The sequence below is a fragment of the Stieleria maiorica genome (genome assembly GCF_008035925.1).
Classification (GTDB): Bacteria; Planctomycetota; Planctomycetia; order Pirellulales; family Pirellulaceae; genus Stieleria; species Stieleria maiorica.
Genome location: NZ_CP036264.1, coordinates 5,745,160 through 5,760,455 on the forward strand (window position 1 = coordinate 5,745,160; position 15,296 = coordinate 5,760,455).

Here is a 15,296-nt window from a genome sequence, read left to right on the forward strand (position 1 = left end):
ACGACATTTTTCAGGCTCAACGTCATCGACTTGGTGAACGAATGCACTACGACAATGCTTCCATGATCTGATTATCGACCACATCCAGCACAATCGTTAATCCTTACCCAATCGGTAAACTCATTTGTTGAATCCAACCGGCCCAATTGGTGCCACCCAACGCTGGTAATGATTTCGCGAAATTGAAATAAGTCTTGATGCGACAACGGCTTCTGGTTTGAAATGCGAGTTACCACACTTGCTACCTCAAACCCGAATGGAGTCCGGGATGTCGCATCAAGACAAGGATGATCTTCGCACACCGCTGGCCGAACTTAAAGAGCGACTTCGACCGATTCTCGAGTGCGATTTCGAGACAATCAAAAGGCACGGGAATTCCACATTGAACCTGATGGGGGTGGCCATCACGGCGTTGCTCACTTTCGGCTGGAATCAGCAGCAAACTCTCGATCGCCGTTTCGATGATGCCTACGAGGCAACCAAGCGAGGATTCTCCTCGATTTGGGTGGCCGGCTCGTATCAGGCACTGATGGTTGCGTTGCGAGCCTGTGGAGACGCTCTCTGTCAAGCAATTTCCGCTCGCCTGCTCGAACACCTCCGTTCCACTCCGGGGTGGCTGTTGTTCGGACGTCCGACCTTCGCTGTCGATGGCAGTCAGTTTGCTGTGCCACGGACAGCAAAAAACCTTGCCGCATTCGCCGCCGCCGGTCGAAAATGCAAGGCTGCCTACAAGAATCAGGCCGACTACGCAAAAGCCAAGACGACTCAGATCGCCGTCTCCCTTTGCCAGCACCTGAGTTCTGGATTTCCTGCCTTTTGGAACCTTGGCGGATCATCCGATTCAGAGCGTGGGCTCCTGCTGGACATGCTGGACCGTTTGCCAAAAGATTCGCGTTTGGTCATGGATGCTTACTATTTCGGATTCAAGTTCTGGAATCGACTGATTGACTCGGGGTTTACCTTTGTCGTTCGTGCCGGAAAGAATATCGATTTGCTTGGGCAATTGCGTTTGGAGGGGAAAGTGAAGTGTCGCGGAGACCTTGTTTTCTACTGGCCGCAATCGGCGATCGACGCAGGCAGCGATCCGATTATTCTCAGTCTGGTGACTGTCATGGTGGGTCGCAAACGGATGTTCCTGCTCACCAACGAGCTGACACTTACCGAGAGCCAACTGGCGGAACTCTATGCCAAACGCTGGGGAATTGAAGTGTTCTTCAGGACGGTCAAACAAAGTTACGAGCGTGCGAAGCTGCTTTCTCGTACTCCAGACAATGCGAAGCAGGAAATCCAGTGGACGATGCTTGGCATGTGGATGGCGTTGACTGAGGGTTGCAAGCATATCCCGGAAGATCGTCGCATCAGTCCGGTGAAAGTGTTACGAGCGCTTTGCGACTTGGTCACCAATGTTGCACGTCGTAGTGCCAACAAGCTCAATCTTGCGCAGCAGCTCTCCGGTTGCGTAATCGCGGACGAATCTGGTCGACAGAGCGACAAGAACAGCAAAGACTATCCGCGTAAGAAACGCAAGCGGCAGACCGGAGAACCGATCAGCGACGATCTGCGAAAACTTGCGATGGAACGCATCGTGTAGAAATCATTATCAGCGTTGGGTGGCACCATTCAGGCGCGGCGGTGGACCGAGGCGGTGGGGCGCTGGGTAAATAGGACCAATAGGACGTAGGGGACACATGGGACCGAGGTGTGATCGGGGGACGGTGGCGTCCTCTCGGTCGCATCGGTCCTATTGGTCCTCTCTCCCCACACGCCCAGTCACCACCACATGCCCGATCGCTCCCAACTCCCAACTCCCAACTCCCAACTCCCAACCGGCCCGAGCGCGCACGAAAAAACCCGCTTCGGCTGGCGACAGTCCGAAGCGGGCTTTCGTGAGTCTTTGGTGGTGAAATGAATCTGACGATTCTCTGTTGAGTCGTTTGCGAGACCACTTCCACGGATTCGATTCCCACTGTCACCAGTGGAGAACCTATTTCTAAGAATCCTTAGAAAGGAGGTGATCCAGCCGCAGGTTCCCCTACGGCTACCTTGTTACGACTTAGTCCCAATCGTCGAGCTGACCTTCGGCGCCTGCGTGATTGCTCTTCGCTCAGCGACTTCGGGCCCTCCCAACTTTCGTGGCTTGACGGGCGGTGTGTACAAGGCTCAGGAACACATTCACCGTAGTATGCTGACCTACGATTACTAGCGATTCCGGCTTCATGCAGGCGAGTTGCAGCCTGCAATCCGAACTGAGGCACGGTTTTTGGGATTTGCTCCACCTCGCGGCTTTGCGTCCATTTGTCCGTACCATTGTAGGACGTGTGCAGCCCTAGACATAAAGGCCATGAGGACTTGACGTCATCCCCACCTTCCTCCGGTTTGACACCGGCAGTCTCTCTAGAGTCCCCGGCATTACCCGCTGGCAACTAGAGATAAGGGTTTCGCTCGTTAAGGGACTTAACCCGACATCTCACGACACGAGCTGACGACAGCCATGCAGCACCTGTGCAAGAGCTCCCCGAAGGGCACTCTCTACTTTCATAGAGACTCTCAAGCATGTCAAATCTAGGATAAGGTTCTTCGCGTATCCTCGAATTAAGCCACATCCTCCACCGCTTGTGTGAGCCCCCGTCAATTCCTTTGAGTTTCAGCCTTGCGACCATACTCCCCAGGCGGAACACTTAACGCTTTCGCTACGGCCGAGAGGATGTGGAAGTCCCCTCAACCCAGTGTTCATCGTTTACGGCTAGGACTACCGGGGTATCTAATCCCGTTCGCTACCCTAGCTTTCGTGCCTCAGCGTCAGTAAAGACCCAGTGTTGCGCCTTCGCCACCGGTGTTCCCTATGATATCAACGCATTTCACCGCTCCACCATAAGTTCCCAACACCCCTGTCTTCCTCAAGCTTGGGGGTTTGCGACGCAATTCCACGGTTGAGCCGTGGGCTTTCACATCACACCTACCAAGCCGCCTACGCACGCTTTAAGCCCAGTGATACCGAATAACGTTTGGACGGTTCGTCTTACCGCGGCTGCTGGCACGAACTTAGCCCGTCCTTCCTCTGAAGATCGGTCAAGACCTGCTCTGCACAGGTCCTTCCTTCCAACTGACAGCGGTTTACAACCCGAGGGCCTTCATCCCGCACGCGGCGTCGCTCGGTCAGACTTTCGTCCATTGCCGAAGATTCTCGACTGCAGCCACCCGTAGGTGTCTGGGCAGTGTCTCAGTCCCAGTGAGCCGGGCCATGCTCTCACACCCGGTAACCATCGCTGCCTTGGTGAGCCATTACCTCACCAACAAGCTAATAGTATGCGGTCCAATCCAAGGGCGGAATCTCACCTTTGATCCGAAGATGTCATCCAGTATTACCGCCAGTTTCCCGACGCTATCCTGGACCCCTGGGCATGTAACCACACGTTACTCTCCCTTTCGCCGCTGTCCGAATTTAATGCAAGCAAAAAATTCTTCTCGCACGACTTGCATGCCTAATCCACGCCGCCAACGTTCATTCTGAGCCAGGATCAAACCCTTCAATTTTGTATTGCATCACAGAGCGACCAAAGCCACTCTGGGAAAATCAAAGTTAAAACCGAAAGTTCAATTCTGCTCCGGGCCGCTCGGTTACGCGGCCCAGCGATTCGCCATTTTTCGCTGCACTTGAAAAGGCGGGGCATTAGGAACCCGCCACAAGCACAGCAAAGCGATCTCGCAACTGCTGAACTCAACAGAAGTTTCACCACCAAATTGTCAATGATCGGTTACGTCTTTTGCTAGCCTTTTGAAGTGCCGTTGCGTCTGACGTGGGCGGGGATTGTGGCGACCAGACGACGCCGCGTCAACGGTGTCTGGGCCGTTTTGCCAGAAAAAAACCAAACACGTTCTTCACAGCGAAAACACCCGTGTTTCATGCACCCAAATTCCCTTCCAAACCTCCCAGGCACCCCAGACTGTCGTCGGCCGGCTTGCTCCGCACCGGTGCGGAGCCCCGCGGCGGGAGCCAGTCGAAGCAATTCAATTTGGTGCCATCCACCATTCAGATAGGACAGCACGCGCACTGCCAACGCGAACAAGGACACAACTTGGCCTGATTGGTGACACCGCTTTAGTTCACACGCCTCACGCAGCACACCACCCGATAGAGGTGTTTCCGCGTTGAGATGTGTAAGATACCAACGCCCACAGGGATCGGCCGGCCGAATCAGCGCCCGGAAAGGACGCACCGCCCTCCCCGGAGTTCAAGTTGGTGCCCCCACCAAACAGGCGACTGCGGTTGCCGATGCAGATGCTAGCAAGGTCGCGGATGGGGTGTGGTTGATGGGTGGCACCATTCGGGCGCGGTGGTGACGCCGCGGGCGGGGACCCCCGGTGGGGCGCCGGGGGGAACAGGACCAATGGGACGTAGGGGACATATGGGACCAAGATTGCTCAATTGGTGCCACCTGCTCAATTGCTGCCACCCATCAAATCGGTGATGGCGGCTGATGGCGGGAATGCTTGGAACGTCTCGGATAGCGAGGTATTGGTGGGTGGCACCAATTGGCGATGTGTGGCACCATTCGGGCGCGGTGGTGATGCCGCGGGCGGGGACCCCCGGAGGGGCGCCGGGGGAAATAGGACCAGTGGGACGTAGGGGACATATGGGACCGCGGCACCAGCTCAATTGATGCCCCCCACCAAACAAGCTCACCAAACAAGCTCAATTGGTGCCACCAGCTCAATTGGTGCCACCCACCAAATAGGGCGACCGTGGGTGCCAATGCAGATGCTAGCAAGATCGCGGATGGGGTGTGGTTGATGGGTGGCACCATTCAGGCAAGCTCAATTGATGCCACCCACCAAACAGGCGACCGTGGGTGCCGATGCAGATGCTAGCAAGGTCGCGGATGGGGTGTGGTTGATGGGTGGCACCATTCGGGCAGTGGGTGCCGATGCAGATGCTAGCAAGGTCGCGGATGGGGTGTGGTTGATGGGTGGCACCATTCGGGCAGCACCATTCGGGCGCGGTGGTGACGCCGCGAGCTCAATTGGTGCCACCCACCAAACAGGCGACCGTGGGTGCCGATGCAGATGCTAGCAAGGTCGCGGATGGGGTGTGGTTGATGGGTGGCACCATTCGGGCAGTGAGCAAGGTCGCGGATGGGGTGTGGTTGATGGGTGGCACCATTCGGGCAGCACCATTCGGGCGCGGTGGTGACGCCGCGGGCGGGGATCCCCGGTGGGGCGCTGGGGGGAATAGGACCAATGGGACATAGGGGACGCATGGGACCGAGGTGTGATCGGGGGACGGTGGCGTCCTCTCGGTCGCATCGGTCCTATTGGTCCTCTCTCCCCACACGCCCAGTCACCACCACATGCCCGATCGCTCCCAACTCCCAACTCCCAACTCCCAACTCCCAACCGGCCCGAGCGCGCACGAAAAAACCCGCTTCGGCTGGCGACAGTCCGAAGCGGGCTTTCGTGAGTCTTTGGTGGTGAAATGAATCTGACGATTCTCTGTTGAGTCGTTTGCGAGACCACTTCCACGGATTCGATTCCCACTGTCACCAGTGGAGAACCTATTTCTAAGAATCCTTAGAAAGGAGGTGATCCAGCCGCAGGTTCCCCTACGGCTACCTTGTTACGACTTAGTCCCAATCGTCGAGCTGACCTTCGGCGCCTGCGTGATTGCTCTTCGCTCAGCGACTTCGGGCCCTCCCAACTTTCGTGGCTTGACGGGCGGTGTGTACAAGGCTCAGGAACACATTCACCGTAGTATGCTGACCTACGATTACTAGCGATTCCGGCTTCATGCAGGCGAGTTGCAGCCTGCAATCCGAACTGAGGCACGGTTTTTGGGATTTGCTCCACCTCGCGGCTTTGCGTCCATTTGTCCGTACCATTGTAGGACGTGTGCAGCCCTAGACATAAAGGCCATGAGGACTTGACGTCATCCCCACCTTCCTCCGGTTTGACACCGGCAGTCTCTCTAGAGTCCCCGGCATTACCCGCTGGCAACTAGAGATAAGGGTTTCGCTCGTTAAGGGACTTAACCCGACATCTCACGACACGAGCTGACGACAGCCATGCAGCACCTGTGCAAGAGCTCCCCGAAGGGCACTCTCTACTTTCATAGAGACTCTCAAGCATGTCAAATCTAGGATAAGGTTCTTCGCGTATCCTCGAATTAAGCCACATCCTCCACCGCTTGTGTGAGCCCCCGTCAATTCCTTTGAGTTTCAGCCTTGCGACCATACTCCCCAGGCGGAACACTTAACGCTTTCGCTACGGCCGAGAGGATGTGGAAGTCCCCTCAACCCAGTGTTCATCGTTTACGGCTAGGACTACCGGGGTATCTAATCCCGTTCGCTACCCTAGCTTTCGTGCCTCAGCGTCAGTAAAGACCCAGTGTTGCGCCTTCGCCACCGGTGTTCCCTATGATATCAACGCATTTCACCGCTCCACCATAAGTTCCCAACACCCCTGTCTTCCTCAAGCTTGGGGGTTTGCGACGCAATTCCACGGTTGAGCCGTGGGCTTTCACATCAAACCTACCAAGCCGCCTACGCACGCTTTAAGCCCAGTGATACCGAATAACGTTTGGACGGTTCGTCTTACCGCGGCTGCTGGCACGAACTTAGCCCGTCCTTCCTCTGAAGATCGGTCAAGACCTGCTCTGCACAGGTCCTTCCTTCCAACTGACAGCGGTTTACAACCCGAGGGCCTTCATCCCGCACGCGGCGTCGCTCGGTCAGACTTTCGTCCATTGCCGAAGATTCTCGACTGCAGCCACCCGTAGGTGTCTGGGCAGTGTCTCAGTCCCAGTGAGCCGGGCCATGCTCTCACACCCGGTAACCATCGCTGCCTTGGTGAGCCATTACCTCACCAACAAGCTAATAGTATGCGGTCCAATCCAAGGGCGGAATCTCACCTTTGATCCGAAGATGTCATCCAGTATTACCGCCAGTTTCCCGACGCTATCCTGGACCCCTGGGCATGTAACCACACGTTACTCTCCCTTTCGCCGCTGTCCGAATTTAATGCAAGCAAAAAATTCTTCTCGCACGACTTGCATGCCTAATCCACGCCGCCAACGTTCATTCTGAGCCAGGATCAAACCCTTCAATTTTGTATTGCATCACAGAGCGACCAAAGCCACTCTGGGAAAATCAAAGTTAAAACCGAAAGTTCAATTCTGCTCCGGGCCGCTCGGTTACGCGGCCCAGCGATTCGCCATTTTTCGCTGCACTCGAAAAGGCGGGGCATTAGGAACCCGCCACAAGCACAGCAAAGCGATCTCGCAACTACTGAACTCAACAGAAGTTTCACCACCAAATTGTCAATGATCGGTTACGTCTTTTGCTAGCCTTTTGAAGTGCCGTTGCGTCTGACGTGGGCGGGGATTGTGGCGACCAGACGACGCCGCGTCAACGGTGCTTCACCCATTTCACAAGAAAAAATCACAAACAGGTTTTCAACAGCTCACGCGTCCCTCAAACGGTCCGCAGCGCCCCCCGCTGATCGCCTTGCCGAGCGACTCTGCGCAAGGTCAGAATCGACAACTCCGGACGGCAGTTGATCCGCAATAAGTGAACGCCGCCGAGCCCGCGCGTGACATGCATCGTCGTCGGGGCGCGATAGAAGTCCCCCGACGCATAACGGCTGCCGTGATAGCTGGGACTAAGGATCGGTCCGGCCAACGGCAATCGCCCTTGTCCACCATGCGTGTGGCCGGCCAACATCAATTCGATCCCGTGGCGACGTGCCCAGGTGAATTGGTCCGGGCTGTGGCTGAGCAATAATCGGAAGCGTGCATCGCAAGGTCCCAGCTCCGGCCGCTCGAACCACGGATACTCGTTCCCGATCACATGACAGGGCACGCCGCGAATGTCACGGCGAGTCGTCTGGCTGCCTAAATCGATCCAGCCGGCACGGTCCATCGCCGCACGCGTTTCCCAGGAGTCGACCACCCGCGTGTCGTGATTGCCGAGAATAAAGAAACAACCGTCGATGGCTTCGGCCGGTGAAAAGATATCGACCAACCAATCAATGCACATTTGTTTGTCGATAATGTCGCCCGTCAACGCGATCAAATCGGGACGCGCCCGAGTGGCCTGTTCGACGGCATAGCGAACGTAGCTGGCGTGAATTTCGCCGGTCAGATGAATGTCACTTAAGTGTGCGATCCGGTAGCCGTCCAGTTCGGCAGGCAATCCGACCACCGGCAACTCGACCTCTTCGATCGCCAAGTCGAAGATTTGATTCAGCGGCAAACGCGACTCCCAACGTGCCTTGGTCGTCAACGGCAACGGATGATCGATGACACGCGAAACGTCGACGACCTTGACCTTTCGCGGTGCATCCACCCACTCCAGCCGAAAAATCGGGCGCCACAACAACCACGGCACCCCGAACACGCCCCAGGCGGCCAGACAGACGCTCCCGTAGGCCAGCGTGACCGGCCCAAACTGGCTCCAGGCCCCGTCGTGGAACACGACATCCACGATCGAATCAAACTGCAGGACAAAGACCGCCAGCGGAATCGCCAGCGTTGTGAACAGAAAAAACTTGGTGATCCGCTTAATCGTCTTCCGGCGCCACCCTAGGCAATTCACGCGATTGTAGATGGCGATGTGCAGCCCTCCGTGGCCGATGAGCGCCATCGCGAATATCAACCAGACGGCGAATCGGTACATCGAGCTTCAAGGTCAAATGGTCTTGGGGGCGGCAAAATGCGTGAGTTTGCAGTTGCACTGTGTAGCCAAATGTTCCATCAAGTGCGAGAGCGGTGCGTGTTCGGGGAGATCAACCGGCCCCAGCTTGCCCAAATCGTCAACGTCAAAAACGGCCACCGCCGCCGTCACCATCTCCAGCGATCGATCGGCCAACATGGACGCCAAGGCCGAGATCCCGGGATTGTGCCCCAAAACCATCACGCTGGCCGCATCACCACTCTCGGTGCCGATGACATCCAGCATGGTATGCGGGCTGGACAAGTACAGATCCGGACTGGACACAACGACGGGCTTCTTGCCCCAATGATCCAACAACAACTCCGCCGTTTCTCGCGTCCGAAACGAGGACGAACAGAGGATCAAATCCGGAACACAGCCGTGCTCGTCCAACCAATCGGCCATCTTGGGCGTTGCCCGGCGGCCGCGCTTTGCCAACGGCCGATCGTGGTCCGACAACGACGGGTCGTCATGGTCACTTTTGGCGTGCCGCATCAAAATCAACTGACGTGTCATCGTTCTCCCGCCTGATCGGTTTGGTGTGACGATGCGGCCGAACGGGAGTGTTCGCTCAGCCGCGGGATCATCATCATCGAGAATCACCGCGGCGATTGCTACCGCCCGCAAAAACCAGCGGGAGAGGTTTCCCGCCTGTCACTCCGGTGAACCAGCGGTCTAACGTAGCGACCTTTGCCGGAAGGTGGTTCCCCGGCGATCCCCACGCTCGCATCCCGCGTGTTGACTTAATCCGATCACACGTGGGATCAGCCGTTTCGCGCAAGCGTACGGGCCTTTCAACACCAAGAAAACACACCAGGGCCCGTAGGCTCGCGCCAAACGGCTGATTAAATCAACACGCTGCCGACGAGCGACGCTACATCGAAGGGACGCGACAGCCGAAAAGCCTATCCCGCGGCCCCGCCGAAACACCGATCGGCCGCCCGCACGCCGCGGTCAAACGCCTCTTCCATCAACGCGATGCCGCTCAAGTCGGTTGCGGCGAAGTGGATTCTGCCGAGCGATTCCGCCGCCGCCTCGCGCTGCCCGCCCCAAACAAATCCCACACGGGGCTGGATCATCGCGTGCCCCCAGCGCATCACATTGATTCGCTCGATCAACCCCCGTATGTCGCCGTGGGCTTTGCTCAAATCCGTGACGATTACATCCGCCCAATCGCGCCAGGAAAGCCGCATCAGCTCCGCACGCGAAACCCGCGGATCGTCGTCGGTCATCGGTTGGTACCACGTCAACACGGTCGCTCCGTGGTCGCGCCCGGTTTGATGCGTCGACGTGACGTAGCCCAACGAACGGCTGTCGAAGATCACGTTGTCCCAGCACATTTCGCTGCCCGACTCCCGCGGCCGGGCCTTCAGGAACACATTGGCGACGACCCAGCCGCCGTAGTGAAACGACGCCAAACTGCGCCCGCTGGTTTGCCAATCGGCGATCACATGCGGCGCCAAAAACTGCGGCGCCGCAAAGATCACCTCTTCGCCGACAAATTCCACCGTGGTCGAAGAACCGGCGTCGACTGCGCGGACCAGAACTCCCGCTTCGCCGCGATCGCGAACCTCTGCCACGGCCTGGCCACAACGAATCCGCTGGCCACAGCGATCCGCCAGATGCCGAACGATCCGACCGTTGCCCTCCGGCCAAGTCATCACGGGTTGAGACCGATCACTGCCCGGTTGCAATCGTGACGCAAAATAAAACACCCCCGCCCAGGCACTCGTCTGCCCGAGCGTCAATCCATAATCATCACGACAGGCATAATCGACCAGCCAACGCAGACGCGGGGAATCGAACCCCTGGGAATTCATCCAGGCGTCCATCGAAATCGTATCGAGATTCCGGACCACCTCGCCATCGGACGCCGACGACATCGGAATCGCAAACATCCTCCGCCCTGTTTCGTCACGACGCACCGCCCAATCCCGCATGACCTCGCGAAACCGCTTCAGCTGCCCGAGATCGTCTTCGCTGGCGCCGACATCGGGATACAACCCTTCGATCCATCGGCCCTGAAAAAAGACACGTTCCTCCGGCTCGCGACAGAGCGCCTCCTCGGCAAACTTCAGTTCTCCAAGATCCGTCTCACCGACAACCAGCCCCATCTCCCGGAACAGCTGGACCAACGGTTCATTCTCTTTCATCGGCGCCGGAACGTAGTGAGCGCCCCAGGGGAAACGGAATCCCGAGCGTTCACCGCTCAGCGACGTTCCCCCAGGCCGGTCCCCCAATTCCAAGACGACAAAGTCTTCGATGCCACGGCGCTGTAATTGCCAGGCGGCCGACAAGCCGGCGATCCCGCCGCCGATGATCAGCACACGGTGCCTTTGTGGCGGCAGAGTCGACGGCGGCGGGCGCCACCCGTCTCGCAACCGATGGGGAATCGAAAATGCCGGATTGAGCAGTTCGCCGTCGAAAGAAATCCCGTCGCTGAATCCACACCCCGCCAGCCCGGACAACGGCACACCGGCCAGGTAGGCCACCAGTTCACGACGCGTCAGCTGGGGCGTCAGCCGGTCAGGATCGCCACTCACCACGCCCCCCACTCTTGCTCGTAATAGCGAACCAACACCTGATCGTTCAATCGATTGACATTCGTCTCCACGCGTACCAAATCGGCAGGCAAGTCAAACATCGCGACCGTCGTCTTGGCATCCAAAAAACGCAAGCCCTCGGGCAACGGGTTGGACATCAAAAAACTGCCGTCGCTGTCACTCTCCAGCGGCTGCATTCCCGCCAGCGCGAACCCCCACACGCCGAACGAAGGCACCGCGGCTTGATAGGGTCGGACATCAAACCCCGCTTGCTGCATCGTGTGGATGATGCACCAGTACGATTTCGGCGCGACCAGCGGTGACGTGCACTGAACCGACACGACGGCCGATGGAGTCAACCGACGGCGGAGCAGTTGAAAAAAACGCGTCGTGTACAACTTCCCAACCGAATACGATCCGGGATCGGGGAAATCGATCACCGCGACATCAAATTGCGATTCCCCCTCACCGGCCCAGACAAAGGCGTCGCGGTTCAGAACGCTCACGCGAGGGTCGGCTAAGGCATGCTCGTTGAGCGTTGCCAGGGGCGGGAATTCACTGGCCAACCGTGTCATCGCCGGGTCCAGATCCACCAACGTGACCGATTTCACGTTCGGGTATCGCAAGATCTCACGCACCGCCAATCCGTCTCCGCCACCCAGCACCAGCACACGCTCGGCCGCATCGGTCATCGTCATCGCCGGATGCACCAAGGATTCGTGATAGCGATACTCGTCCTTGGAATTGAATTGCAGGTGACCGTTGAGGTGCAATTGGAACTCCCCCTGCCGCTGCGTCACCACGATCCGTTGGAATTCCGACTGCTTTGAATAGACGATCGGGTTTTCCAGAATCACTTCTTCGGTCCAGTCGGTCAGCGTGTCTGCTTTGATAAAGGCGACGACCAGTAACCCGATCACCAGAAACCCACGCCCCCGCAGCGCCCCGAGACCGCGCGCCGAAAGCAGCGGCCGCAGCAGATACGTCCCCCAAACACCGACCGCCGCATTCAAAATGCCGAACAGCAACGAGGTCCGGACCAACCCCAAGCTGGGCACCAATAAAACCGGAAACATCACCGACGCCAACAACGCCCCGATGTAATCAAACGTCAACACGCGGGCGACGAGTTCGCGAAAGTCCAGGTGTTCTCGCAAAATCCGCATCAACAGCGGCAATTCCAGACCGACCAGTGTTCCGATGGCAAACACGGATCCGAACAATGCGATCCGGAACCAGGTGATCTGGGCAAACGCGACGAACAGTAGCGGCGCCGACAGCCCGCCCAACAGCGCCAGCGCGATCTCGATTTCGATGAACGTTCGCGCAACTTTCTGGTCCACGTAGCGTGACAACCACGACCCGACGCCGAGTGCGGACAGGTAAACACCGATGACGAGCGAGAATTGGGTGACGCTGTCGCCGAGCAGGTAGCTGGCCAACGTGCCGGCCAACAACTCATAGATCAACCCGCAAGTCGCGATGACGAGCACGTTCAAATAGAGCAGGTAGTTCGGCGCCCGTTGGATCATCCCAGGATCGCGGCCGCGATGATGATCGAGATGCCCAACACGATCGCGCCGACGATCGTCGCCAACGCCTGATTGTGCTCTTCGCCGATCTCATGAACGATCGAAAACGGAGTGATCTTCTCCATCAGCAACAAACACAGCGCGAACACCACGATCCCGACGAGCGAAAACACGACCGCGGCGATCAAATGAGCCCCCAGCAGTTGTGTCGGAGTGACCGCCATGTCTTGCGCCAACGGCAGCGTCATTTCCAAACCTTTCATCAATGTTGTCTCCATGTTATTTCCCTCCTCCCCATGAACCGCCGAACGAGCGTCCGCCGCCGTAGTAACCGCCACTGCTGGAACCGCTGCCTTGGAGCGCCTTGGCGATTCCCAAATTGGGCGATTTCCAGCCCAGCACCGCCGCGGCGGTGTACCAACCGCTGATCACCAGCCCCATGGCCAAGTACACGATCAATAGTGTTTTTTTCATCTAATCATCCGAAGACGCGTAGGGGCTGAAGTCACTGTCGCTCCAGCGCCGAACCTCGAAGTTGTGCAGATACGCCATCACCACGGCGGGGATCATCGTGACGCCCACCAAGGCATAGAACAACAGCCATCCGTCTGCCTTGCCACGACCGATCACCGCGTAGGCAAAAAACAGATAAAACAGAAAGCCCAACCAAGCCAACCAGAATTTTGGCCCCGGCGAAGGCCGCGGCTGGATCACTCCGACGCCCCAGGGACGCGGCAAGTCCTTGACCCCGAACTTCTGTTCCAACTCTTCGGCGCTGATGTAGTGCCCCTCGGAAATCGTCACTTCCTGCGACGGACCATACCCGCTCCGCTCCCAGGACAACATCCGTGGCGGTGCGATGTAATCGGCCGTGTTGACTTGTTCTCCGACCGTCACCTTCCAATAGAACTCACCGACGACGTAGCGAACGTAGGCGACTCCCCGATCGTAAATCTTGAACGTCTCGCCATCGTAAGTCGCCTCATCACCGATCGACGACGGCGGTTTGTCGACCGGGCCGACAAGCGACCAATGGTTGTCGTTGCAGACCAGCCAGCGAAATCCGGTTTCGCGGTTGTACAACAAGTACTCCGTCCAAGGATAGGTTTGCCCGGCATACTTGGCATAACGTTCCATGAACCCGATCACGGTGTACTTCATCCCGCCGAACTCTCCGACGCTGCCCAGCGGGATCAGCGGCTTGATGCGTTTCTGGTTCAGCGTGTGCAGCAGGGCCAGCTTTCCCTTTTTCGCGTCCAACATCGACAAACAATTCGGACACGCGACCCGCTGCGTTTCATCGGGCGCCCGCAGCGCCAACGCACCGCCGCACTTGGGACAATTCAATTGCAACGCATCGACGCGGACCTTGCCCGCATCGGGATCCAGCGAATCGATGCTGATCCCGAGCTCTTCCAGCGTGACTTCGCTGCCCAAATAGGCGGACTGCTGTGCGTCGTCGCTGCCATCGCCGTACTCGAACGTCGCCACCGCCTTGTCGTCACCGTACAAATCCACATACAAGTGGTCGGCCCCGGGGTGAAAGTCCCAGGGAAGCTCGCCTTCGGCCCCCTCAGCGACCGCGACGCCTTTTTCGCGGACCGTCAACTCGACGCCCTTGAGCGTGATCTTCTGCTCCAGCTGAACACTGTCGTAATCGGGCAAACGCGAACTGGCGGTCAGGTTTCGCTGCATCGTCAACGAAAACTTCCCCTGCGCCTCGGCCAGCCAACCCCATCGATCGCCGGGGAATGCCAGGTACCATTCGTCCCATGATCCGCCGCCGGAGTGACGGTAGCGGACTCGACCGGTGATCGTGAACGATTTCTTTTTCCACTTGCCGGTGATCCCGCGTGCCAGCCCCGACGCCGGATCACCGACCTCGGCCACCTTGCCATAATCCTTGACATCGCGATCGCCGCGTCCCACCGCGGTTTGACAGAACTCGCACACCGTCACCAGCGATGAGCCGGTCTTAAACTCCACCGGGCCACCGCAGGCAGGACAGTTCGTATTGAGGCGTCTCATCGTAACGATTCCTTTCGCGTCACTCGCAAGTCGCGATGCAACTCTCGTACGACGACATCACGGGCATGGAAGATGCGTTCCAACTCCTGCCGCCAAGGCCAAGCGGGTCGGCGGCGGCAACAATACAAGTTGAAGGTGGCGAATTCGTGCTCGGGGTACGTGTGACAGGCCAGATGAGATTCGCTTAACAGGTACAGCGCGGTGACGCCGCCGGGGCCTGGAAAGGTATGGGTCGTCGGCTGTCCGACGATCGTCAACCCCAGGTCCGCCACGACGCGCCGGCAAAGCGACTGGACGCGTTGCAGATCCCGCAGCGGATCGGCGGCGCAGCCGGACGCATCGATCATCCATTCGGTTCCACCGACGAAATCGGCCAGCGGTTCCGATCCTTGCACGCGCTTGTCCACGAAAACTCTGTTCCTGGTCAGATGATGATGGTGTCAGTTGGCGGTGAGCCGATCGTTCCTGCAATTGGACAGCGTCTCATT

General features: G+C 58.0%; 9 protein-coding genes and 2 rRNA genes. 1 reads left to right on the plus strand and 10 read right to left on the minus strand.

Features of this window, described 5'->3' with window-relative positions; translation table 11 throughout:
• Positions 1-268 precede the first annotated feature (268 nt).
• On the plus strand, positions 269-1,591 hold the full coding sequence (locus tag Mal15_RS19570) for an IS4 family transposase (RefSeq protein ID WP_167546921.1): 1,323 nt from the start codon (positions 269-271) through the stop codon (positions 1,589-1,591).
• A 413-nt stretch (positions 1,592-2,004) separates the two neighbouring features.
• On the opposite strand, the gene Mal15_RS19575 is transcribed toward Mal15_RS19570, so the two are convergent.
• The 10 genes from Mal15_RS19575 to Mal15_RS19620 form a co-directional block, all read right to left on the minus strand.
• A 16S ribosomal RNA gene (locus tag Mal15_RS19575) occupies positions 2,005-3,534 on the minus strand.
• A gap of 2,038 nt (positions 3,535-5,572) precedes the next feature.
• Positions 5,573-7,102 (minus strand): 16S ribosomal RNA (locus tag Mal15_RS19580).
• 364 nt (positions 7,103-7,466) lie between these two features.
• Positions 7,467-8,669, minus strand: a complete 1,203-nt coding sequence (locus Mal15_RS19585) for a metallophosphoesterase (protein WP_147869311.1) — start codon at positions 8,667-8,669, stop codon at positions 7,467-7,469.
• Positions 8,670-8,681: 12 nt separating this feature from the next.
• On the minus strand, positions 8,682-9,221 hold the full coding sequence (locus Mal15_RS19590) for a SixA phosphatase family protein (RefSeq protein WP_147869312.1): 540 nt from the start codon (positions 9,219-9,221) through the stop codon (positions 8,682-8,684).
• 389 nt (positions 9,222-9,610) lie between these two features.
• Positions 9,611-11,248 carry a flavin monoamine oxidase family protein gene (locus Mal15_RS19595; protein ID WP_167546922.1) on the minus strand — a complete coding sequence of 546 codons (1,638 nt, stop codon included), beginning with the start codon at positions 11,246-11,248 and terminating at the stop codon, positions 9,611-9,613.
• Entirely contained in the window at positions 11,245-12,780 is a 1,536-nt protein-coding gene (locus Mal15_RS19600; RefSeq protein ID WP_147869314.1) for a polyamine aminopropyltransferase, read from the minus strand. Before Mal15_RS19600 ends, Mal15_RS19595 begins: the two co-directional genes overlap by 4 nt.
• The gene (locus Mal15_RS19605; RefSeq protein WP_233902898.1) at positions 12,777-13,043 is read right to left on the minus strand and encodes a DUF350 domain-containing protein; all 267 of its coding nucleotides are present in this window, start codon (positions 13,041-13,043) and stop codon (positions 12,777-12,779) included. The genes Mal15_RS19600 and Mal15_RS19605 overlap by 4 nt, the downstream gene beginning before the upstream one ends.
• A 16-nt stretch (positions 13,044-13,059) precedes the next feature.
• Positions 13,060-13,254, minus strand: coding sequence for a hypothetical protein (locus Mal15_RS19610; RefSeq protein WP_147869316.1), 195 nt, complete (start codon positions 13,252-13,254; stop codon positions 13,060-13,062).
• On the minus strand, positions 13,255-14,808 hold the full coding sequence (locus Mal15_RS19615; RefSeq protein WP_147869317.1) for a DUF4178 domain-containing protein: 1,554 nt from the start codon (positions 14,806-14,808) through the stop codon (positions 13,255-13,257).
• Positions 14,805-15,215, minus strand: coding sequence for an S-adenosylmethionine decarboxylase family protein (locus tag Mal15_RS19620; protein WP_147869318.1), 411 nt, complete (start codon positions 15,213-15,215; stop codon positions 14,805-14,807). Before Mal15_RS19620 ends, Mal15_RS19615 begins: the two co-directional genes overlap by 4 nt.
• Positions 15,216-15,296 lie beyond the last annotated feature (81 nt).